This window comes from Amycolatopsis sp. NPDC114504 (assembly GCF_055633595.1).
Genome location: NZ_JBVKDU010000003.1, coordinates 806,859 through 827,328 on the forward strand (window position 1 = coordinate 806,859; position 20,470 = coordinate 827,328).

The 20,470-nt window shown below is 69.6% G+C and carries 19 protein-coding genes; 12 read left to right on the forward strand and 7 right to left on the reverse strand.

The features are described from left to right. Nucleotide 1 precedes the first annotated feature (1 nt). Nucleotides 2-721, forward strand: coding sequence for a GntR family transcriptional regulator (locus tag ACZ7PG_RS25285; RefSeq protein ID WP_470241548.1), 720 nt, complete (start codon nt 2-4; stop codon nt 719-721). 181 nt (nt 722-902) lie between these two features. Here the strand turns inward: ACZ7PG_RS25285 and ACZ7PG_RS25290 are convergent, their stop codons facing one another. The 3 genes from ACZ7PG_RS25290 to ACZ7PG_RS25300 all read right to left on the reverse strand — a co-directional run bounded on the left by ACZ7PG_RS25290 (nt 903) and on the right by ACZ7PG_RS25300 (nt 3,947). Then, entirely contained in the window at nt 903-1,367 is a 465-nt protein-coding gene (locus tag ACZ7PG_RS25290) for a DUF4262 domain-containing protein (RefSeq protein WP_470241549.1), read from the reverse strand. A 61-nt stretch (nt 1,368-1,428) separates the two neighbouring features. Then, nucleotides 1,429-2,487, reverse strand: coding sequence for a tartrate dehydrogenase (locus ACZ7PG_RS25295; protein ID WP_470241550.1), 1,059 nt, complete (start codon nt 2,485-2,487; stop codon nt 1,429-1,431). Then, a complete protein-coding gene (locus ACZ7PG_RS25300; RefSeq protein ID WP_470241551.1) occupies nt 2,484-3,947 on the reverse strand; it encodes an NAD-dependent succinate-semialdehyde dehydrogenase in 1,464 nt (487 codons plus the stop codon). Before ACZ7PG_RS25300 ends, ACZ7PG_RS25295 begins: the two co-directional genes overlap by 4 nt. 92 nt (nt 3,948-4,039) lie before the next feature. Here ACZ7PG_RS25300 and ACZ7PG_RS25305 point away from each other — a divergent pair, with 92 nt between their 5' ends. Next, complete coding sequence (locus ACZ7PG_RS25305) at nt 4,040-5,296, forward strand: aspartate aminotransferase family protein (RefSeq protein ID WP_470241552.1); 1,257 nt, start codon at nt 4,040-4,042, stop codon at nt 5,294-5,296. 2 nt (nt 5,297-5,298) lie between these two features. After that, nucleotides 5,299-5,796 (forward strand): DUF3830 family protein, encoded by a 498-nt coding sequence (locus tag ACZ7PG_RS25310; protein WP_470241553.1) that lies wholly within the window; start codon nt 5,299-5,301, stop codon nt 5,794-5,796. A gap of 541 nt (nt 5,797-6,337) precedes the next feature. On the opposite strand, the gene ACZ7PG_RS25315 is transcribed toward ACZ7PG_RS25310, so the two are convergent. Continuing rightward, on the reverse strand, nt 6,338-7,159 hold the full coding sequence (locus tag ACZ7PG_RS25315) for an aldo/keto reductase (RefSeq protein ID WP_470241554.1): 822 nt from the start codon (nt 7,157-7,159) through the stop codon (nt 6,338-6,340). A 155-nt stretch (nt 7,160-7,314) separates the two neighbouring features. Here ACZ7PG_RS25315 and ACZ7PG_RS25320 point away from each other — a divergent pair, with 155 nt between their 5' ends. From ACZ7PG_RS25320 to ACZ7PG_RS25345, 6 genes are all read left to right on the forward strand, one after another. Further along, nucleotides 7,315-8,073: a PE-PPE domain-containing protein gene (locus ACZ7PG_RS25320; RefSeq protein WP_470241555.1), complete on the forward strand. Its 759-nt coding sequence runs from the start codon at nt 7,315-7,317 to the stop codon at nt 8,071-8,073. Between the two features lie 142 nt (nt 8,074-8,215). Continuing rightward, nucleotides 8,216-9,601: an FAD-binding oxidoreductase gene (locus ACZ7PG_RS25325; protein ID WP_470242405.1), complete on the forward strand. Its 1,386-nt coding sequence runs from the start codon at nt 8,216-8,218 to the stop codon at nt 9,599-9,601. Then, a complete protein-coding gene (locus ACZ7PG_RS25330; RefSeq protein ID WP_470241556.1) occupies nt 9,598-11,160 on the forward strand; it encodes an acetolactate synthase large subunit in 1,563 nt (520 codons plus the stop codon). Before ACZ7PG_RS25325 ends, ACZ7PG_RS25330 begins: the two co-directional genes overlap by 4 nt. Nucleotides 11,161-11,202: 42 nt before the next feature. After that, entirely contained in the window at nt 11,203-12,000 is a 798-nt protein-coding gene (locus ACZ7PG_RS25335; RefSeq protein WP_470241557.1) for an SAM-dependent methyltransferase, read from the forward strand. Continuing rightward, nucleotides 11,997-12,800 (forward strand): SAM-dependent methyltransferase, encoded by an 804-nt coding sequence (locus ACZ7PG_RS25340; protein ID WP_470241558.1) that lies wholly within the window; start codon nt 11,997-11,999, stop codon nt 12,798-12,800. The genes ACZ7PG_RS25335 and ACZ7PG_RS25340 overlap by 4 nt, the downstream gene beginning before the upstream one ends. 51 nt (nt 12,801-12,851) lie before the next feature. Continuing rightward, a complete protein-coding gene (locus ACZ7PG_RS25345; protein ID WP_470241559.1) occupies nt 12,852-13,658 on the forward strand; it encodes an SAM-dependent methyltransferase in 807 nt (268 codons plus the stop codon). Here the strand turns inward: ACZ7PG_RS25345 and ACZ7PG_RS25350 are convergent. Beyond that, nucleotides 13,655-15,067 carry an MFS transporter gene (locus ACZ7PG_RS25350; RefSeq protein ID WP_470241560.1) on the reverse strand — a complete coding sequence of 471 codons (1,413 nt, stop codon included), beginning with the start codon at nt 15,065-15,067 and terminating at the stop codon, nt 13,655-13,657. The two genes, ACZ7PG_RS25345 and ACZ7PG_RS25350, sit on opposite strands and share 4 nt — an antisense overlap. A gap of 86 nt (nt 15,068-15,153) precedes the next feature. Beyond that, complete coding sequence (locus tag ACZ7PG_RS25355) at nt 15,154-15,597, reverse strand: DUF3761 domain-containing protein (protein ID WP_470241561.1); 444 nt, start codon at nt 15,595-15,597, stop codon at nt 15,154-15,156. 81 nt (nt 15,598-15,678) lie between these two features. Here ACZ7PG_RS25355 and ACZ7PG_RS25360 point away from each other — a divergent pair, with 81 nt between their 5' ends. The 3 genes from ACZ7PG_RS25360 to ACZ7PG_RS25370 all read left to right on the forward strand — a co-directional run bounded on the left by ACZ7PG_RS25360 (nt 15,679) and on the right by ACZ7PG_RS25370 (nt 19,623). After that, on the forward strand, nt 15,679-16,734 hold the full coding sequence (locus tag ACZ7PG_RS25360; protein ID WP_470241562.1) for a sensor histidine kinase: 1,056 nt from the start codon (nt 15,679-15,681) through the stop codon (nt 16,732-16,734). A gap of 7 nt (nt 16,735-16,741) precedes the next feature. Beyond that, nucleotides 16,742-17,407, forward strand: coding sequence for a response regulator (locus ACZ7PG_RS25365; RefSeq protein ID WP_470241563.1), 666 nt, complete (start codon nt 16,742-16,744; stop codon nt 17,405-17,407). A gap of 113 nt (nt 17,408-17,520) precedes the next feature. After that, nucleotides 17,521-19,623, forward strand: a complete 2,103-nt coding sequence (locus ACZ7PG_RS25370; RefSeq protein ID WP_470241564.1) for an MMPL family transporter — start codon at nt 17,521-17,523, stop codon at nt 19,621-19,623. On the opposite strand, the gene ACZ7PG_RS25375 is transcribed toward ACZ7PG_RS25370, so the two are convergent. Then, entirely contained in the window at nt 19,576-20,250 is a 675-nt protein-coding gene (locus tag ACZ7PG_RS25375; protein ID WP_470241565.1) for a hypothetical protein, read from the reverse strand. The genes ACZ7PG_RS25370 and ACZ7PG_RS25375 overlap by 48 nt on opposite strands. Between the last annotated feature and the right edge of the window lie 220 nt (nt 20,251-20,470).

Below are 20,470 nucleotides of genomic sequence, written 5' to 3' on the forward strand. Positions count from 1 at the left end.
CATGGCCCTGCCACCGGGCATGCTGCCCGAGATCGAACCGGTCAGCCGCGAGTCGACGGCCGCGGTCATCGCGCGTCAGCTACGCGACGCGATCATGACCGGCGCCCTCCCGCCCGGGACCCAGCTCGGCGAGACCGAGCTGGCCTCCCGGTTCCAGGTCTCACGGGGGCCGCTCCGGGAGGCCATGCAGCATCTCGTGTCCGAAGGGCTCCTGCGCAGCGAACGGCACCGCGGGCTGTTCGTGATCGACCTCGAGCCCGGCGACGTCTACGACATCTATGCAGCTCGATCGGCCATCGAACGCGCGGCGATGATCCGCGCCGTGCGGGGCGGGGACCGCGACCGGATCGCCGACCTGCTCGAACAGACCGTCACCGAGATGGCCACGGCCGCCAGTGAAGACGACCCCAGCGCACTCTCCACCGCGGACCTCAGGTTCCACGAGGCCCTCATCAACGCATCCGGCAGCAAGCGGCTCGTCCGGATGGCCCGGACCCTCCTCATCGAGACGCGGATGTGCCTGACCGCGCTGCAGAGCACCTACCAGCGAGTCGAGGAACGGGTGGATGAGCACACGAAGCTCATCCAAGCCCTTCGCGACGGCGACGAAGAGACGGCGCTGGCGCTGCTCGACTCCCACATGGAGGACGCGGTGCAGCGGCTCGCGCCGGGGACGAGCCTCATCGAGGGACACGTCCCGCCGGTGCCGGGAAACGCGTGAGCGAAGTTCCGGCAGCACGGACCTGAAGGCAGACGCGCGCGGCCGGTAAACCGGCGCACGCAACCGCCGACGCGACAGCCGCACCCGGACCACAGGCTCGGGATCCGGGGGAACCGGCAAGCGTACGTGGACGGCCCGCACGGGTATCGGGAAGCAGTTGGCCGGCGGCGAGCACCCGCAGCTAAGCGCCATCACGCACCCCCAGCACCGGCTGGCCACCGCGGCCGTCGCGGTAGTCCGCGGACCACGGGAAGCGCCCCTGCGGGTCCGCGTGGACCAGTTGGAGCGCATGGATTTCCGGGCCGTACAACGCCACCGCGAAGATCAGGTGCACCGACGGCTCCGCCAGCGGGACCGCCTCCACCACCGGGCCGCGCCGCAACGGGACGCGCTCGCCCGGTGTCGGTGGCGACGCGTGCAGAGAGTGCGCGGCCAGGTCGTTCAGCAGCTCGGCGGCCTCCAGCATCGGCAGGCCGGTCACGACCAGTTCCGGCAGGCCGTACCCGCTCAGGCCAATCGTGTAGGCCCACGGCGGGTACGACCCGCAGTCCTCGACTCCCTGCACGACCCAGCCCCGCTCGGCCACGCCGGCGCGAAGCCGTTCCAGGTAACCGGATCTGTCCGGGTTCTCACATTCGAAGCACATCGGGTGACTCCTCCCCCTCGGTGGACTTGTGACCACCGTGCCGGAGGGCACCGACAAAAACTCAGCCCAGTGCTTCGGCCACTGCCGAGCCGAGCCGTTCTGTGGTATCCGTGCCGCCGAGGTCCGGAGTGCGCACGCGGCCCTCGTCGAGCACCCGGTCCACCGCGGCACGGATCGCTTGCGCGGCAACGGTTTCGCCCAGGTGTTCGACCAGCATCGCGGCCGCCAGGATCTGCGCCACGGGGTTGGCGATCCCCTGCCCCGCGATGTCCGGAGCACTCCCGTGGACCGCCTCGAACATCGACGGATGTTCACCCGATGGGTTGATGTTGCCGGACGGTGCCATGCCCAGTCCGCCGGTGATCGCGGCCGCGAGGTCGCTCAGGATGTCGCCGAAGAGGTTCGACCCGACGATGACGTCGAGCCGGTCCGGCGCCTGGACCATCCGCGCCGCCAGTGCATCCACGTGCATCTGTTCACTGTGGACATCCGGGTATTCGGCCGCGACCTCGGCGAAGATCTCGTCCCAGAACGGCATCGAGTGGATGAGCCCGTTGGACTTCGTCGCCGAGCACACGCGCGAAGACCGTGTCCGCGCGAGTTCGAAGGCGTACCGGATGATCCGCGTGACGCCGACGCGCGTGAACACCGACTCCTGCAGCACGAACTCGTCCGGCCGCCCGGCGTTGTGCCGGCCGCCGATCGCCGAGTACTCGCCTTCGGAGTTCTCGCGGACGATGACCAGCTCCAGCTCCTCGGCCTTCCGCCCGGCCAGCACGGACGTCGTGCCCGGCAGCAGCCGCACCGGGCGCAGGTTGACGTACTGCTGGAACGCGCGCCGCAACGGGATAAGCAAGCCCCACAACGAAACGTGGTCCGGAACGCCGGGGAAGCCGACCGCGCCGAGCAGGATCCCGTCGAACGCCGAGAGCTGCGCGACGCCGTCGTCCGGCATCATCGCCCCGAGTTGCGCGTACCGTTCGCAACTCCAGTCGAATTCCGTCCACTCCAAGGAGAAATCGAAGAGCGCGGACGCCCGGTCGAGGACCTTGCGGGCCTCGACCGTGACGTCCACACCGATCCCGTCGCCGGGGATGCTCGCGATGCGGTAGGCCGTCACAGGGCCACCGCGATGTACTTGGTCTCGAGGAACTCGTCGATGCCGACCGAGCCGCCCTCGCGGCCGAGCCCGGACTGCTTGATCCCGCCGAACGGCGCCGCCGGGTTCGACACGATGCCCTGGTTGAGGCCGATCATCCCGGCCTCCAAAGCTTCGGAGACGCGCAACGCCCGCTTGAGATCGCTGGTGAAGACGTAGGAGACCAGCCCGAACTCGGTGTCGTTCGCCTTCGCCACCGCCTCTTCTTCGGTGTCGAACGGCGTGATCGGGGCGACCGGCCCGAAGATCTCCTCGTGCGTCAGCCGCGCTTCCTGCGGGACGTCGGTGAGCACGGTGGCCTGGTAGAAGTGGCCCGGCCCGTCGACGCCCGAGCCGCCGGTCAGCACCTTCGCGCCGCGGTCGGTGGCGTCCTTCACCAGCTCCGTCACCTTGTCGACGGCCTTGTCGTCGATCAGTGGGCCGACCACGACGTCCTTCTCGGTGCCGCGGCCCATCGGCAGCGCCTGCATCCGCTCGGTCAGGCGTCGCGCGAACTCATCGACGACGCCGCGCTGCACGTAGAACCGGTTGGCAGCGGTGCACGCCTCGCCGATGTTGCGCATCTTCGCCTGCATCGCGCCATCGATCGCCGCGTCCATGTCGGCGTCGTCGAAGACCAGGAACGGTGCGTTGCCGCCAAGCTCCATCGACGTCCGCAGCACCTTGTCCGCGCACTGCTCCAGGAGCTTGCGGCCGACGCCGGTGGAGCCGGTGAAGGAGAGCTTGCGAGCCCGGCCGTCGCGGATCAGGGGCTCCATCACACCGCCGGAGTCGCTGGTCGTGAGGACGTTGAGGACACCCTCGGGCAGCCCGGCCTCGGCGAGGATGCCGGCCAGCGCGAGCATCGACAGCGGCGTCTGCGCGGCGGGTTTGATCACCATCGTGCAGCCCGCGGCGACCGCCGGGCCGATCTTGCGGGTGCCCATCGCCATCGGGAAGTTCCACGGCGTGATCAGGATCGTCGGCCCGACCGGCTGCTTCGTGATGAGGAACCGGCCCACGCCGTTCGGCGCGGTCGCGAAGCCGCCGTCGATCCGGACGGCCTCCTCGGCGAACCAGCGGAAGAACTCGGCGGCGTAGGCGATCTCACCCTTCGACTCGGCGAGCGGCTTGCCCATCTCCAGGGTCATGAGCAGGGCGAGCTCGTCCTGGCGCTTCATCAGCAGCTCGTAGGCGCGGCGCAGGATCTCGCCGCGTTCGCGGGGCGCCACCTTCGCGAAGTCCGCCTGCGCGGCGACGGCGGCGTCCAGCGCGGTGACGCCGTCCGCCGGCGAGGCGTCGGCGACCTGGCACAGCTCCCTGCCGGTGGCCGGGTCCACCACCGGGAACGTCTTCCCCGACTCGGCGGCGACCCACTTGCCGCCGATGAACAGTTCCTTGCCGACCGCGTCGACGACGCCGGACTCGGTGCTCGCGCTCATCCCGACTGCTCCTCACGTGTTGTCCCGAGAGCCATGCTATGGATATTGTCAACAATCGACAACCCGCTCAACCGACCAAGGAGCACGCTGCCATGGCCCAGCTATCTCCGCTGCTCAAGCAGGCAACGCCCGTCGTGGTCGACCACGGTGAAGGGGTCTACCTCTACGACGTCGACGGCAAACGTCACCTCGACTTCACCGCCGGCATCGGCGTCACGAGCACCGGGCACTGCCACCCGCACGTCGTGCGCGCGGCGCAGGAGCAGATCGGCAAGCTCGTCCACGGGCAGTACACGACCGTGATGCACAAGCCGCTGCTCGAGCTGACCGAGCGCCTCGGCGACGTCCTGCCCAGCGGGCTCGACTCGCTCTTCTACGCGAACTCGGGCAGCGAAGCCGTCGAAGCGGCGTTGCGACTCGCGCGACAGGCGACGAAGCGCCCGAACGTCATCGTCATGCAGGGCGGCTTCCACGGCCGGACCGTCGCGGCGGCGACCATGACGACGTCCGGGACGCGGTTCAGCGCCGGCATCGGCCCGCTGATGGCGGGCGTGCACGTCGCGCCGTTCCCCTACGCCTACCACTACGGCTGGGACGAGCAGACCGCGACGAAGTTCGCGCTGCGCGAGCTGGACTACCTGTTCCAGACGGTGAGTGCCCCGAACGAGACCGCCGCGATCTTCGTCGAGCCCGTGCTCGGCGAGGGCGGCTACGTCCCGGCGAACACGGAGTTCATGGCGGGCCTGCGCGAGCGCGCGGACCGGCACGGCATCCTGCTCGTCCTCGACGAGATCCAGACCGGCTTCGGCCGCACCGGCAAGTTCTGGGGGCACGACCACTTCGACGTCTCCCCCGACATCGTGCTCATCGCGAAGGGCCTGGCCAGCGGCTTCCCGCTGTCGGGCATCGCGGCTTCGCAGGAGCTGATGGCGAAGGCGTTCCCGGGCTCGCAGGGTGGCACGTACGGCGGCAATGCCGTCTCGTGCGCCGCGGCGATCGCGACCCTGGAGGTCATCCAGCGGGAGAACCTGGTGGAGAACGCCGCCGAACGCGGGCGCCAGCTGCTCGAAGGCGCGCGGGTGATCGCGGACAAGACGCCGGCGATCGGTGAGGTGCGCGGGCTCGGGCTGCTGGTCGGCTCGGAGTTCACCACCGCCGACGGCGAGCCGGACGCCGCCACCGCCGCGGCCGCCCAGCAGACGGCGTCGAAGAACGGCCTGCTGCTGCTGACCTGCGGGCCGTACATGAACGTCGTCCGCATGGTGCCGCCGCTGGTCGTCAACGCCGAGCAGGTCGACGACGCGCTGCGCATCTGGGGCGACGTCGTCGCGTCCGTGACGGGGAGCTGAGCATGGCGCGGTACATCACGATCACCCTCGACAAGCGCGGGATCTCCTGCCGGGCCCGGCTGCTCGACGACGAGGCGCCGCGCACCTGCAAAGCGGTGTGGGACGCGTTGCCGCAGAGCGGTTCGGCCTACCACGCGAAGTACGCGCGCAACGAGGTCTACACGCTCGTGCCACCCTTCGCGGAGCCGAAGCCCGGACGGGAGAACCCGACGATCACGCCGATCCCCGGCGACGTCGTGTACTTCGGCTTCGAAGCCTGGGAGATCGGCAACCCCGCGTACGGCTACGACCAGGAGAGCGAGGCGCACAGCGACCAAGGCGCGACCGACCTCGCGATCTTCTACGGGCGCAACAACCTGCTGATCAACGGTGACGCGGGCTGGGTGCCCGGCAACGTGTTCGCCACGATCGAGGAGGGTCTCGCCGAGATGGCGGCGGCCGCGCAGGACCTCTGGCTGCGGGGGGTCGAGGGCGAGACGCTCTCGTTCGCCCGAGCCTGAATCCCTTGCTCACCACCGGGACGCCGGGTGCGACTGCCGCACCCGGCGTCCCTTTTTGCGCGTAGGGGCTACCCGAAAGAGTGATCGTCGGACACTCACCTTTCGTGGCGGGTGATCACCGGATCGAGCTACGCGCGTACCCGGGATGCCGGATCAAGGTCGAAATTACCGACAGTGAGGTTCACTCCGGTTCTTACCCACAGTGGTTGACCGCCGAAGCGGGCACCCCGGCGTCGAACACGAAGGGATTACGTGTTTACGATGGGAAGATTCCGCAGCTCCAAGGTTTCCCGGAAACGGCGTTTTGACAGTTCGCCGGCGCGGTGAAAACCTGATTCCGCTCCCCACAGGGAGCTTCTCCAGGGAAATCATGAGTTGTTCGACAAGGAGTCATTCCATGCAGATGTTCGCCCAGCACGCCCACTACTGCCACGACATCGTGACCGGCGCGCTGGCGCACCTCGCGCACGTTCTCGGCTGGCTCGTCTGATCCAGGCGGTAAGCGAACGCCCGGCCGCGGGAAACCGCGGCCGGGCCGTTTTCACGCCACCTCGCTCAGCCTGGTGAAATCGTCGTCGGAAATTGCGACTCCGGCCGCTCCGCAGTTTTCTTCGAGGTGCGTGAGCGACGACGTGCCGGGAATCGGGATCACCACCGGCGACCGGCGCAGCAACCAGGCGAGGGACACCTGGGCGGGTGTCGCACCGAGGCCGGCCGCGACCTTTCCGAGCACGCCACCCGCCGTCGCGTGGTCACCGCGTGCGATCGGCAGCCAGGGCACGAACGCGATCCCCTTGCGCTCGCAGTAGTCGAGGACGTCCTCGGACGCGCGGTCGGTCAGGTTGTAGCGGTTCTGGACGCTCGCGATCGGCGCGACGGCCCGCGCTTCGACCAGCTGCGCGACGCTGACTTCGGACAACCCGATCCGCGCGATCTTGCCCTCGTCCCGCAGCCGCGCGAGTGCGCCGACCTGGTCGGCGAGTGGCACCTGCGGGTCGAGCCGGTGCAGCTGCAGCAGGTCGAGACGCTCGACGCGCAGGCGTCGCAACGAGAGTTCCGCCTGCTGCCGGAGGTATTCGGGCCGGCCGAGCGGCACCCACTCGCTCCGGCTCGGGCGCGCGTGGCCGCACTTCGTCGCGATGAACAGGCCCTCGTACGGATGCAGCGCGTCGGCGAGCAGTTCCTCGTTCAACCCCAGGTCGTAGGCGTCGGCGGTGTCGAAAAACGTCACGCCGAGCTCGGCCGCCCGGCGCGCGACCGCAGCGGCGCCGTCGCGGACGTGGTCCCACTCCGTGAGCCGCATCGCGCCGAAACCGAGCCGCCGCACGGAAACGCCGTCTTCGAAGGTGTACGTCGATGTCATGCCGGGAAGCTTCATCCGGCGCGGAGTCACCCGCCAGAGATTTAGTCTGAGCTAAATCCTGCTTTGTAATCGGCTGATCACCGGTTTCATCCGGATTTCATCGGCCCTCCCTAACGTCCCCACCGCAGTGATCAACTAACGGAGGGGACTGCGAAGTGAAAAATCTGAAACGGCTTTCACTGATCGGCGCGGCGGTGGCGGCGCTCGTCACCGGGTTCGTCACCACACCGGCCGCGCACGCCGAAGGCGCGCACTACTACATCCTCATCGGCGGCACCTGCAACGGGAACGCCGACCAGTACCAGGAAGCGTGGCTGCGCGGCGGGATCCGCAAGGTCGTGAACTACCCGGCCGGCGCGTCCGGGCTCCCGGGCCCGTGCGGCGCGACGCCGATGGACCAGAGCGTCGCCATCGGCCGTGAAGAGGCCAAGCGCGTCGCCCAGGATTCGTTCAACGAGGACCCGGGCGGCGAGTTCACCGTCGTCGGGTACTCGCAGGGCGCGATCGTCGCGAACTTCCTGCTGAACGACATCGCGGACGGCGTCGTCAACGTCGACAGGAGCCACTTCAACGCGAAGCTCTACGCCGACCCGATGCAGCCGGTCGGGCCGCCGGGACGCGGGATCAGCGCGGTGATCCCGGCGGGCGCGGGCGCGCCGTCGCCGTTCGGCGGGTACGTCTCGTTCGGCCCGGGCCGAACGGACTTCGGCGGCATCCCGTACATCCGCTACTGCATCCAGACCGACGGCGTCTGCCACTTCGACACGCTCGAGGCGCCGGGCGGCTACTTCGCCCAGCACTGGTGCTACGTCGAACGCCCGATCATGGACAACACCCTGGCCGACGGCGTGTACACGAACTCGTCGATCGGGCTGCCGCGGCAGGACTGCCGGCCGCCGTGGCCGATCGGCTGACCTGACCGTTCCCCGGGTAGGCGCCACTTCAGGCGCCCACCCGGGGTTCTCCGCCCAAATGTGAAAAACCTTCATGGCGGCGTACCGGCGGTACGTACTACGCTGCGGTAACCACAGCAACGGCGCGGAGGAGAAGCTGTCGATGGGCGACGTGGCGGCACGGCTGGCCGAGATAGTCGGGGACAAGAACCTGCTGACCGGCGAAGCGATCTCCGAGGACTACGCACACGACGAAGCGCTGAACGCAGAGCCGCAGAAGCCGGCGTACGTCGCGAAGCCGGCAACCGCGGACGAAGTCGCGGAGCTGCTGAAGGTCGCGACAGAACACAACCTGCCTGTGACCGCGCGAGGCTCCGGAAGCGGACTTTCCGGCGCTGCGCGACCGCGCGAAGACGGGCTCCTGATCTCCTTCGAGCGGATGAACCAGGTCCTGGAAGTCGACACCGGGAACCACGTCGCCGTCGTGCAGCCCGGCGTCACGCTCGCGGAGCTCGACGTCAAGACCGCCGAAGCCGAGCTTAGCTACACCGTCTACCCCGGCGAGCTGAGCGCGAGCGTCGGCGGGAACGTCGGGACCAACGCCGGCGGGATGCGGGCCGTCAAGTACGGCGTCACCCGCAACAACGTCCTCGGCCTGCAGGCCGTCCTGCCGACCGGCGAGATCCTCCGGACCGGCGGCAAGACGTCGAAGATCTCCACCGGCTACGACCTCACGCAGCTGATCATCGGCTCCGAGGGCACCCTCGCGCTGGCCACGGAGATCACCGTCAAGCTGCACCCGCGGCTCACCCACGGCGCCACCGTGCTGGCCCCGTTCGGTGACTTCGGCCAGGTCATGGCCGCCGTGCCGGCGATCGTCTCCAGCGGCCTCGCGCCGCACATCCTCGAGTACATCGACAACATGACGATGGCCGCCATCGTCTACAACGAGAAGCTCGAGCTCGGCGTCCCGGACAAGATCCGCGACACCAGCGAGGCCTACCTCGTGGTGGCGCTGGAAAACCGGGAGAACGGACGCCTGCACGAGGACATCGAGACCGTCGGCGAGCTGCTCGGCGAACTCGGCGCCACCGACGTCTACGTCCTCGAAGGCCCCGCCGCGCGCAAGCTGATCGAAGCACGCGAAAAGGCGTTCTGGACCGCGAAGGCGGCTGGCGCCGACGACGTGATCGACGTCGTCGTGCCGCGCACCGCGATGCCGCAGTTCATCTCGAAGGCGCGCGAACTCGCGATGGCCGCGGGCGGCGGCGCGATCGGCTGCGGGCACGCCGGCGACGGCAACGTCCACCTCGCGATCTTCTGCAAGGACGCGGACAACCGGAAGCAGCTGCTCACCGAAATCTTCGCCTTCGCGATGCAACTCGGCGGCGCGATCTCCGGCGAGCACGGCCTCGGCCGCACCAAGGCGAGCTACCACCAGGCACTCGAAGACCCGGCGAAGATCGAGCTGATGCGCCGGATCAAGCAGAGCTTCGACCCCGCCGGGATCCTCAACCCCGGCGTTCTCTTCCCCGAAGGAACCGCATGAGCGAGCTGAACGGCGCCCAGTCCCTGATCCGCACGCTGGTCGACGCCGGGGTCGAGGTGTGCTTCGCCAACCCCGGCACGTCGGAGATGCACTTCGTCGCCGCACTCGACACTGTGCCCGAGATGCGGGGTGTGCTCGCGCTGTTCGAAGGCGTCGTCACCGGCGCCGCGGACGGGTACGCGCGCATCGCGGACAAGCCCGCCGCGACGCTGCTGCACCTCGGCCCGGGCCTGGGCAACGGCCTCGCGAACCTGCACAACGCGCGGCGCGCGCACACGCCGATCGTCAACGTCGTCGGCGACCACGCGACCTATCACAAGCAGTACGACGCGCCGCTGGAGTCGGACATCGAGGCCCTCGCAGGCTCGCTGGAAGGCTGGGTGCGCCGCTCGGAGCACACCAAGGACGTCGGGGCCGACGCCGCCGCCGCGGTCGCGGCCGCGCAGGACGCGCCCGGTCGCGTCGCGACGCTGATCCTGCCCGCCGACGCTTCGTGGGGTGACGGCGGCGAGACGTGCGCGCCGGTCCCGCCGCGCGTGCCGCAAGCCGTCGACGCGACGACAGTCAAGGACGTCGCCGCGGTGTTCGGCACCGGCGAGTCGGTGGCGCTGCTGATCGGTGGCGGTGCGTGTCGCGAGGAAGGGCTGCGCGCGGCGAGCCGGATCGCGGCCGCGACCGGCGCGAAGGTTTTCGTCGAGACGTTCCCGTCTCGTCTCGAGCGCGGCGCGGGCCTGCCGACGATCGAGCGGCTCGGGTACCTCGCCGAGCAGGTCACCTACCAGCTCGACGGGGTCAAGCACCTCGTCGTCGCGGGCACGAAGGCGCCGGTGTCGTTCTTCGCCTACCCGGGCAAGCCGAGCGACCTCGTGCCCGAAGGCGCGAAGGTGCACACACTCGCGTCCGTCGGCCAAGACGTCACGCGCGCGCTGAACGAGGTCGCGGACGTCGTCGCCGCGGACACCGAGCCGGTGCTGCAGCAGCCGTCCCGGCCCGCGCTGCCGACCGGGCCGCTGACTCCGCAGAACTGGGTCGACGTCATCGGTGCGCTGCTGCCGGAGAACGCGATCATCGCCGACGAGGCCAACACGTCCGGCCTGCTGCTCCCGACGGCGACGGCCGGCGCGCCGCGGCACGACGTCCTGACGCTCACCGGCGGCGCGATCGGCTACGGCATGCCGGTGGCCACCGGGGCGGCCGTGGCGGGACGGGACCGTCCCGTCCTGAACCTGCAGTCGGACGGCAGCGCGCTCTACACGATCTCGGCGCTGTGGACGCAGGCGCGGGAGAACCTGAACGTCACGACGGTGCTGCTCAACAACCGCGCGTACGCGATCCTGCGGCTGGAGCTGCAGCGCGTCGGCGCGGCGTCGGGCGGCCCGAAGGCGAACGACCTGCTCGACCTGTCGCGGCCGGACATGGACTTCGTGAAGATCGCGGAGGGCATGGGCGTGCCAGCGACGCGGGCGACGACCGCCGAGGAGCTCGCCGAGCAGCTGCAGCGAGCCTTCGCCGAGCCGGGTCCGCACCTCATCGACGCGGTGGTGCCGCCGCTGCTCTGACCCGGCTATTCTCGCCGTCACACCTGAGCCCGGGAGCGGCGGATGAGCGAAGACGAACACGCGAAGCGGGGAATCGACCTCGAAAGACCGAACGCGGCGCGCGTGTACGACTACATGATCGGCGGCAAGCTGAACTATGCCGTCGACCGGATGTTCGCCGACCGGATCCTGAGCGTGCTGCCGAACGCGCGGCACATGGCGCTGGTCAACCGCGCGTGGCTGCGGCGGGCGGCGCGCTTCGCGGCGGAGCAGGGCATCAGGCAGTTCCTCGACATCGGCTCGGGGATGCCGACGGTCGGGCACGTGCACGAGGTCGTCCAGGCGATCGACCCCGCGTCCCAGGTCGTGTACGTCGACAACGAGCCGATCGCGGTCGCGCACAGCGAGATCGTGCTCGAGGGCAACGACAACGCGGCAATGGTCCAGGCGAACGCCGAGCACCCGGACGACGTGCTGGAGCACCCGACCACCGAGGCGATGCTCGACTTCAGCGAGCCGGTGATGGTGATCATGGCCGCGTTCGTGCACTTCATCCCGGACGAACGCGACCCGGCCGGCCTGATCGCGACCTACCGCGACGTCCTCGCGCCGGGCAGCTACCTCGCGTTGTCGTCGGGCACGTGGGAGGGGCAGGGCGAGGAGTCCCAGCGCTCGGTTTCGCTCTACGAAAAGAGCGGCACACCCCTGACGCTGCGGTCGCCGGACGAGCTGCGCGCGTTGGTGAAGGGTTTCGAGATCCTGCCGCCGGGCGTGGTGTTCACGCCCGAGTGGCGGCCGGACGCGCCGCTCGAAGACCCGCCGGAGCAGTCGGGCGGGCTGGCGCTCGTGGCGCGGCGATGACCGACGAACACGCGAAGCGCGAGATCGACTTCGACAAGCCGAACGCTGCGCGCGTCTACGACTACCTGATCGGCGGCAAGCTCAACTATGCCATCGACCGGATGTTCGCCGAGAAGATCCTGGCGGTGCGGCCGGAGTCCAAGGAGCTGGCCCTGATGAACCGGCGCTGGCTGCGCCGGGCCGTCCGGTTCGGCGCCGAGCAGGGCATCCGGCAGTTCCTGGACATCGGCTCGGGCATGCCGACCGTCGGGCACGTGCACGAGGTCGTCCAGGCGATCGACCCCGCGTCGCGGGTGGTGTACGTCGACAACGAGCCGGTCGCCGTCGCGCACAGCGAGATCGTGCTGAAGGACAACGAGAACGCCGAGATGGTGCAGGCGGACGCCGAGGTCCCGGAGGACGTCCTCGAGCACGACACGACCGAGATGCTGCTGGACTTCGACCAGCCGGTCATGCTGATCATGGCCGCGTTCGTGCACTTCATCCCGGACGAGCGCGACCCGGCCGGCCTGATCGCCACCTACCGCGACGCGCTCGCGCCGGGCAGCTACTTCGCGCTGTCGTCGGGCACGTTCGAGGGCCAGGGCGAAGAGGTCCGCCGCGCCGCGGAGATGTACCAGAAGAGCGGTACGAACGTCGTGGCGCGCTCGAAGGACGAGCTGCGCGCGCTGCTGGACGGCTTCGAGATCCTGCCGCCCGGGATCGTGTTCACTCCGGAGTGGCGGCCGGACGACCCCGACGAGGTGGGCGAGCACCCGGAGCTGGCGAGCCAGCTCGCCCTGGTGGCGCGCAAGAACTGAAGATGTCTCACGTCGGCTATTCTCGCCGTCATACCGGATCTTGGAGCGGCCATGAGTGAAGACGAGTACGCGCGTCGCGGCATCGACCTCGACAAGCCGAACGCCGCGCGCGTGTACGACTACATCCTCGGTGGCCGGCTCAACTACGCCGTCGACCGGATGTTCGCCGACCAGGTGCTGGCCGCCCAGCCGAACGCGCGGGAACGCGCCCAGCTGAACCGGCGGTGGCTGCGCCGGGCCATCCGGTTCGGGATGGACCAGGGCATCCGGCAGTTCCTCGACATCGGCTCGGGCATGCCGACCGTCGGGCACGTCCACGAGGTCGCGCACGCGATCGACCCGACCGCGCGCGTCGTCTACGTCGACAACGAGCCCGTCGCCGTCGCGCACAGCGAGATCGTGCTCGAGGACAACGAGAACGCGGTGATGGTGCACGCCGACGCCGAGTTCCCGGACGACGTCCTCGAGCACGAGACCACCGAGATGATGCTCGACCTCGACCAGCCGGTGATGGTCGTGATGGCGTTGTTCGTCCACTTCATCCCGGACGAGCGCGACCCCGTCCGGCTCATCTCCGCCTACCGCGACGCGCTCGCGCCCGGCAGCTACCTGGCGATGTCGTCGGCGACTCCGGAGCAGCAGAGCGACGGGACCGCCCGCGCCGTCGCGATGTACCAGAAGAGCGCGAACCCGGTGACGCCCCGCACGGCCGACGAGCTGCGCGCGCTCGTGGACGGGTTCGAGATCCTCGACCCAGGCATCGTCTTCATCCCGCAGTGGCGGCCGGACGACGCGGCCGACGTGCCGGCGAACCCGGCCGAGTGCGGCGGCCTGGCCCTGGTGGCGCGCAAGAACTAGACGGCGACGAGATCCGGCGCCACGCGCGTCTTCGGCACCAGTCCCGCCAGCAGCACGCCCGCCAGCGCGGCGAGCGCCGCCACGGCGAACGTCGCCCGGAAGCCGAACAGCGACGGCACGGACAGGCCGCCGACCGTGATCGTCAGCTGGGCCAGCATCGCCGCCATCACCGCGCTCGAAATCGCTGTGCCGACCGAGCGCATCAGGGAGTTCAGGCCGTTCGCGGACGCCGTTTCGGTGACCGGCACCGAGCCCATGATCGACGCCGGCATCGCCGCGTAGGCGATCCCGACGCCCGCGCCGATGATCACCGACGCCGTGATCAGCTCGGCCGCGTTGTCCATCAGCACGATCGCGAACAGGTACCCGACGGCGATCACCAGCGCACCGCTCATCAGCGTCGGACGCGGCCCGAACCGGGTGATGAGCCGCGCCGAAACCGGCGAGAGCAGCATCATCACCAGGCCGTTCGGGGCCAGGGAGAGCCCGGACTCCACCATCGTCTGGCCCAGCCCGTACCCGGTCGACGCCGACGCCTGCAGCAGCTGCGGGAACGACAGCGCCATGGCGTACATCGAGAACCCGACCATGATCGACGCCAGGTTCGTGAACAGCACCGGGCGGCGGGACGACACCCGCAGGTCGACCAGCGGGTCGCGCCGCCGCAGCTGGTAGGCGCCCCAGGTGAGCAGGATGACGACGGCCGCCGCGGCGAGCCCGAGTGTCGGCACGCTCGTCCAGCCCCACGTGGCGCCCTTGACCACCGGCAGCAGCAGGCAGAGCAGACCGGCGGCCAGCCCGAACGCGCCGAAGTAGTCGAACGGCGCGGGGGTGCGCACCGGCGACTCCGGCACGAACCTCAGGATCAGCAGCGCGAAGAACAGCCCGAGGCCGGCGGCCATCCAGAACAGCACGTGCCAGTCGGCGTTCTCGGCGACGATCGCCGCGACCGGGAGCCCGATCGCGCCGCCCACGCCGAGCGTCGCGCTCATCAGCGAGATCGCGCCGCCGACGCGTTCGGGCGGGAGCTCGTCGCGCATGATGCTGATGCCGAGCGGGATGACGCCCATCGCGCAGCCCTGCAGCCCGCGGCCGAGGATCTGGAACGCGAGCGCGCTCGTCGTCGCGGACACGACCGAACCGGCGATGAGCAGCGCGAGGCTGACGAGGATCATCCGCCGCTTGCCGTAGAGGTCGCCGAGCCGCCCGCTGACCGGGGTGATGACGGACGCGGCCAGCAGCGTCACGGTGACGACCCAGGAAGCGTCGGCCGCGGAGGCGTTCAGCAGCCGCGGGAACACCGGGATGAGCGGCACGACCAGTGTCTGCATGAACGACGCGACCAGCCCGCACGAAGCGAGCACCGCGACGATCGCGCGGCCGGACCGCCCGGGACGGGACACCAGCACACCCCCGGTGTGTAGTTAGTACGCATCATGCAACTTCATGCACTGTACCTACGCGCCGGGCGTTTTCCGCTCGATTGGTGCTCTCGTCACAGCCAGGTGCGCACGCCTCCGTGGCCGGAGCACGTGCCGGAGCGGTGCTGGCTGTAACTGTACGAGCCGTCCTTGCAGATCGCGGTGGCTCCGGACGGGTTGTCGCTGGGCCGGTGGACGCAGTTGCCGGAGGAGTTCACGTAGTAGTCGGCGCCGCACGTGGCCGGCTTCGGCGCGGCCTTCGTGGTGGCCTTGGGCTTGGCCGCGGCCGTCTTCGGCGCGACGGCCGGCGCCTGGGTCGGCGCGGTCGTGACCACCGGCGCTTCGGACGTGGGCGTCGGCGTCGGCGTCTCGGTCGTGACCGGAACGGGCGCCGAGTACGTTGACGACGGTGCGTCCAGAACGCCGACGCTGCCCGCATCCTTGACCTGCGGAGCACCGACGCCACAGCCCGCGACCAGCAGGCCGGCGGCCAGGATCCATCCCAGCTTCTTGTTCACCCAGACTCCTTAGCAGCACGAACCAATGCCGCCGTAGTCGCTGGCCCGGGAGCGTTTGTTACGCCGCTTAGACTCGGGCGTATGCGGCGTTATCTCCCCGAGCTCGCGGTCACTGTCGCGGTGCTCGTCGGGTCGCTGTTCGCCGTCCTGAACGATGGCGCCAAGCCCGCGAACCACGCCGCGATCGGCTGGGTCCTCACCGTTCTCGCCTGCGCCGCGGTCTTCTTCCGGCGGAAGTACCCGCTGAGCGTCGCCGGGTTAACGCTCGTTTGCTGCGCCCTCTACTACCCGCTGACCGATCCCGACGGCCTCGTGCTGCTGGCCTTCGCCTACACCCTTTACAACGCCGCCGCGGCCGGGCGGATCCGCGGGGCCGCGCTGCTCGTCGTCGCCGCGATGGCGGGTGTCGCCGCCGGGGAGGTCAGCTCGCGGACCGGCCGGCACGTCGACAACTTCGCGTTCTTCCTGATGACCGGCTGGTTCGTCGCGCTCGTCGCCGGGGGCGCCGTCGCGCACTACCGCGCCGAGGCCGAGCGCACCAAGGAAGCCGAAGCCCGGGCGCGCGCCACCGAGGAACGCCTGCGCATCGCGCGGGAGCTGCACGACGCCCTCGGCCACCACCTCGCGCTGATCAACGTCCAGGCCGGCGCCGCGCTGCACCGGCGTGACCCCGCGCAGGCCGAAGACGCTCTCGGCACCATCAAGGACGCCAGCAAGACCGCACTCCAGGAGTTGCGCGCGACGCTCGGCATGCTCCGACAGACCGAGCCCGGCCTGTCGCGAGTGGCGGAACTGGCCGAGTCGGTCGGCGCGTCCGGGCTGACCGTGCGCACCGAGATCGACGGCGTCGCCCGGGACCTGCCGCCGGACGTCGAGCACGCCGCGTTCCGCGTGGTGCAAGAAGCGCTCACGAACGTCGCGAAGCACGCCGGCGCGAAGAGCGTCGTCGTCCGGCTTGGTTACGGCGCCGACGCGTTGTCCGTGCAGGTCGACGACGACGGCCGCGGCGGCGACGCCCCACCGGGCACCGGGATCCGCGGCATGGCCGAACGCGCGCGGGCGCTCGGTGGCGAACTGACCGCGGCACCGCGCGAGGGCGGCGGTTATCGAGTGCGCGCACGGCTGCCGGTGCGATGATGGGCCGATGATCCGGGTCCTGCTCGTCGACGACCAGCGGCTCGTCCGCGCCGGCTTCCGGTCCATTTTGGACGGCGAGGACGACATCGACGTCGTCGCCGAAGCCGCCGACGGCCGCGAAGCCCTGCAGGCCGCGCACGACCACCACCCGGACGTCGTGCTGATGGACATCCGGATGCCGGTGCTCGACGGCCTGGCCGCGACGCGGCACCTGCTCGAAGACCCCGCGGTACACAGCAAGGTCGTCATTCTGACAACGTTCGACCTCGACGAAGACGTCTACGGCGCCCTGCGCGCGGGCGCGAGCGGGTTCCTGGTCAAGGACACCGAACCCGAAGAGCTGATCCACGCCGTGCGCGTGGTCGCCCGCGGCGACGCGCTGCTGGCGCCGTCGATCACCCGGCGGCTGATCTCGGAGTTCGCCGCGCGCGTCACGCGCCCGTCGCCGGCTCCGGCGCTGAACCGGCTCACCGACCGCGAACGCGAAGTGCTTTCCCTGGTCGCGGCCGGATTGTCGAACGACGAGATCGCGCGCGAACTCACTCTCAGCCCGGCGACGGCGAAGACGCACGTCAGCCGCATCATGACGAAGACCGGCATGCGCGACCGCGCGCAGCTCGTCGTCCTCGCCTACGAGTCCGGCGCGGTAACACCGCGGTGGCTCACCCCCTAGCCGTACTCCCCCAGGAGTACGGGATGCGCCGTAAGGGACACCGCCGGGAGCACGGCAAGTGTCCTCCGCTGCGCGACGCGAAGTAGTGCCGTCGCGGCGAATCCTTGTCCCCCATGGACACCATCACTCGCCCCACTGGGGGAAGGCTGGCCCGCGTGGCCGGCTGGGCGCAGCGCCACCGGTGGCTCGCCGTCGCACTCTGGGCGCTGGTCCTCATCGGCGTCACGTTCACCTCCCGTCTCACCGGCAGCGCGTTCCACGACGACAACTCGCTGCCCGGTACCGAGTCCCAGCAAGTCGTCGACCTCCTGAAGAACACCGTGCAGTCCGGGGCGAGCGCGCAGATCGTGTTCAAGGAGGACAACGGGCTCGCGACGCAGCGCGCCGCGGTCGAAAACACTCTGCGAAATGTCCGATTGCAGCCGCACGTGCGGTCGGTGACCGGGCCGTTCGAGACGCTGTCGCCCGACGGCCGGATCGGCTACGCGACCGTCACCTTCGACGCGGCGTCGACAGACCTCCCCTACGACGACATCGTCAAGTTCGCCGACACCGCGAAACAAGCCGGACCGGTGACCGTCGCGCTCGCCGGCGATCCCATCGAGCGGATCTCGGGAGGCGGCGGACCCGCGGAAGGCGTCGGGCTGCTCGCCGCGCTGGTCATCCTCGTGTTCCTGTTCCGCTCGCTGCTCGCAGCCGGGCTGCCGGTGCTCACCGCGGTGTTCGCGGTCGGCAGCACGCTCGGCGTGATCACGGTCGTCTCGCACTTCGTCGACATCGCGAGCTACACCGCGCCGCTGATGATGCTGGTCGGTTTCGGCGTCGGCGTCGACTACGCACTGTTGATCTTCTCTCGCTATCGAAGCGAGATCCTCGCCGGCTACGAACGAGACGCGGCCGCCCGGCGGGCGCTCGACACCGCCGGGCGCTCGGTGCTGTTCGCCGGGACGACGGTCATCATCGCGCTGCTCGGCCTGCTCGCGCTCGGGCTCGGCGGGCTGCGCGGGGTGGCGCTGGCCGTCGCACTCACCGTGTTGATGACGATGCTCGCGTCGGTGACGCTCCTGCCCGCGTTGCTCTCGCTGTTCGGCAAGCGGCTCGAGCGCAGCATCCGGAAACACGCCGTCCGCCGCGAGCACGGCAAGGCGTGGCGACGGCTCGCCGACGGTGTCCAGCGGCGTCCGCTGGCACCGCTCGCGATCGGCCTGGTCCTCCTCGTCGGGCTGTCCATCCCGGCCGCGGGCATGCGGCTCGGGTTCGCCGACGCGAGCACCGACCCGGCCGGATCGACGACGCGACATGCGTACGACCTGCTGGCCGAGGGCTTCGGGCCGGGCTTCACCGGGCCGCTCGCGATCGTCACCGAAGACGGCGACGCCGGCGCGCTGCAGCAGAAGCTGGCCTCGACGCCCGGAGTCGCGCGCGCGTTAACGCCGGTTAACGGGACTGTCCTCGTGTTCCCGACGACGTCACCCCAGGACGAGGCGACCGCCGAGCTGGTGACGCGCCTGCGCACCGACGTCCTGCCGGCACTCCCCGGGCACTACCTGGTCGGCGGCTCGGTCGCGGCCGCGACGGACTTCGCCGACGCCGTCGCCGACCGGCTGCCGCTGTTCGTGCTGGTCGTCGTCGGGCTGTCCGCGTTGCTGCTGATGGTCGTCTTCCGGTCGATCCTCATCCCGCTCAAGGCGGCGCTGCTGAACCTGCTGAGCATCGGCGCTTCACTGGGCGTCATGACGCTGGTGTTCGGCGACGGCTGGTTCGGCGCGCAGCCCGGACCGATCGAGGCGTTCGTGCCGGTGATGATCTTCGCGATCGTGTTCGGGCTGTCGATGGACTACGAGGTGTTCCTGGTGTCGCGCATGCACGAGGAATGGCGGCGCACCGGCGACGCGCGGCTCGCGGTGCGCGAAGGCCTCGCGTCGACCGGCGGCGTGATCACCGCGGCCGGCGCGATCATGGTGCTGGTGTTCGGCGCGTTCCTGCTCGACCCGTCGCGAATGCTCGCGCAGTTCGGCCTCGGCCTGGCGGTCGCGGTGCTGCTGGACGCGCTGGTGATCCGCTGCCTGCTCGTCCCGGCGATCATGCGGCTGCTCGGCGAACGCGCGTGGTGGCTGCCGCGGTGGCTGGACCGCCGGCTGCCGCACCTCGCGCTGGAACCGTGGCCACTAAAAGAACATAAGCACGACCAGTACGAATACCACCACCAGGATTAGCGCCGCAACCAGCCACCAAAGTCGTAAAGCCGCGGCGGACCGGTGCTTTTTGGCCGAGTACGGATCTCCCGGCCGCGAGATCCAAGCGTGCTCTTCAATTCGCTTGATCTTTACTTTGCGAAAGGTGGAAGCGGCCGCGGCCGCACTCGGCCGAACGACCTCTTCGAAGAACCAGGTCGAGGTTATCATGACCAGCACGCCCTTGGAGCCGGCCAGCGCGTCCTTCAAGGCTTGATCGTCCACCAACCGCTTGGTCTTGTTGATCGCCGGCGAGGTCACCCCATGTGGCCCGTCGGCGATCTCACCAGCGTGCAACGCCATCCGCAGCCGCATCTGCGCCTGTTTCTCGTTCCGGGCGTTGTGCACGCGGATCTCTTGGGCCAAGCACCGAGGAAGTCGCTCCACCAGCGCCGACTTCCCGAATTGAGCGGGCACGAGAACAAGATAGCCGTCGCCGTTGATCTCGTGATACAGATCATCCCAAGGCATTCCCGAATCGGTAAATGCCGCAATCAATGCCTCGTGAAGACCTTTTTTAAGCGCGTCGACGTCGTCTCTCGTCCTCTCGACCGCGCTGTATCCCTCAACGTCGAGCATGACGATCGCCTGATGAACGGGGGCTGCCATACGGCCAGGTCTCCCTCGCGCTGATGAAAGAGAAGAACCGGATACTACTCTGCACCGGCAGCGACCCCGATCGGGCGATGGATCATGCCCAGTCACCCCCGGGACTATCCCTTCGGGCACGCACCGAAGTGTCCGGCGCCTACGATCGCGCCCACGGAGATCAAACCACGGATCCTTCTACTCCGGCACACCAGGGCGCTGCTCAGCACGCAAACGCAGA

What these genes read in the sequence shown, in the direction of transcription:
- ACZ7PG_RS25285 (WP_470241548.1), top strand. Translation starts at nt 2, where the DNA reads ATGGCCCTGCCACCGGGCATGCTGCCCGAGATCGAACCGGTCAGCCGC.
- ACZ7PG_RS25290 (WP_470241549.1), bottom strand. Translation starts at nt 1,367, where the DNA reads ATGTGCTTCGAATGTGAGAACCCGGACAGATCCGGTTACCTGGAACGG.
- ACZ7PG_RS25300 (WP_470241551.1), bottom strand. Translation starts at nt 3,947, where the DNA reads ATGAGCGCGAGCACCGAGTCCGGCGTCGTCGACGCGGTCGGCAAGGAA.
- ACZ7PG_RS25305 (WP_470241552.1), top strand. Translation starts at nt 4,040, where the DNA reads ATGGCCCAGCTATCTCCGCTGCTCAAGCAGGCAACGCCCGTCGTGGTC.
- ACZ7PG_RS25310 (WP_470241553.1), top strand. Translation starts at nt 5,299, where the DNA reads ATGGCGCGGTACATCACGATCACCCTCGACAAGCGCGGGATCTCCTGC.
- ACZ7PG_RS25315 (WP_470241554.1), bottom strand. Translation starts at nt 7,159, where the DNA reads ATGACATCGACGTACACCTTCGAAGACGGCGTTTCCGTGCGGCGGCTC.
- ACZ7PG_RS25325 (WP_470242405.1), top strand. Translation starts at nt 8,216, where the DNA reads ATGGGCGACGTGGCGGCACGGCTGGCCGAGATAGTCGGGGACAAGAAC.
- ACZ7PG_RS25330 (WP_470241556.1), top strand. Translation starts at nt 9,598, where the DNA reads ATGAGCGAGCTGAACGGCGCCCAGTCCCTGATCCGCACGCTGGTCGAC.
- ACZ7PG_RS25335 (WP_470241557.1), top strand. Translation starts at nt 11,203, where the DNA reads ATGAGCGAAGACGAACACGCGAAGCGGGGAATCGACCTCGAAAGACCG.
- ACZ7PG_RS25340 (WP_470241558.1), top strand. Translation starts at nt 11,997, where the DNA reads ATGACCGACGAACACGCGAAGCGCGAGATCGACTTCGACAAGCCGAAC.
- ACZ7PG_RS25345 (WP_470241559.1), top strand. Translation starts at nt 12,852, where the DNA reads ATGAGTGAAGACGAGTACGCGCGTCGCGGCATCGACCTCGACAAGCCG.
- ACZ7PG_RS25360 (WP_470241562.1), top strand. Translation starts at nt 15,679, where the DNA reads ATGCGGCGTTATCTCCCCGAGCTCGCGGTCACTGTCGCGGTGCTCGTC.
- ACZ7PG_RS25365 (WP_470241563.1), top strand. Translation starts at nt 16,742, where the DNA reads ATGATCCGGGTCCTGCTCGTCGACGACCAGCGGCTCGTCCGCGCCGGC.
- ACZ7PG_RS25370 (WP_470241564.1), top strand. Translation starts at nt 17,521, where the DNA reads ATGGACACCATCACTCGCCCCACTGGGGGAAGGCTGGCCCGCGTGGCC.
- ACZ7PG_RS25375 (WP_470241565.1), bottom strand. Translation starts at nt 20,250, where the DNA reads ATGGCAGCCCCCGTTCATCAGGCGATCGTCATGCTCGACGTTGAGGGA.